Source organism: Spirulina sp. CCY15215, from assembly GCF_016888125.1.
Classification (GTDB): domain Bacteria; phylum Cyanobacteriota; class Cyanobacteriia; order Cyanobacteriales; family Spirulinaceae; genus CCY15215.
In genome coordinates this window covers 1-270 of the sequence record NZ_JACSWA010000208.1, presented here as the reverse complement: position 1 = coordinate 270, position 270 = coordinate 1, and the positions used below count along the sequence as shown (strand labels likewise).

Sequence of the window (270 nt, the reverse complement as noted above, 5' to 3'; positions counted from 1 at the left end):
ATGGCTGGCGCATTTCTATCGAAGATCGCATCACTTTAGTGCAGGAGCAAGATAATATTTATTTGTTGCAGGTGATTCCCTTTTTAGATATGGGGATGGTTTGGAATAATCCCAGCAACCCCGACCAAATTACGAATGAGCATTTTTTGGCGGGTGCGGGGGTAGGATTACTTTATTCTCCTATTGAAGATTTAACCTTGCGCCTCGATCTCACTTTGCCTTTAGTGAATATCCGCGATCGCTCTGTTAATGCTCAAGATGATGGGATTT

Annotated in this window: 1 pseudogene; it reads left to right on the top strand. The window is 43.0% G+C overall.

From position 1 onward, the window contains the following. Positions 1-270, top strand: a pseudogene (locus JUI58_RS27520) (ShlB/FhaC/HecB family hemolysin secretion/activation protein); the annotation flags it as partial.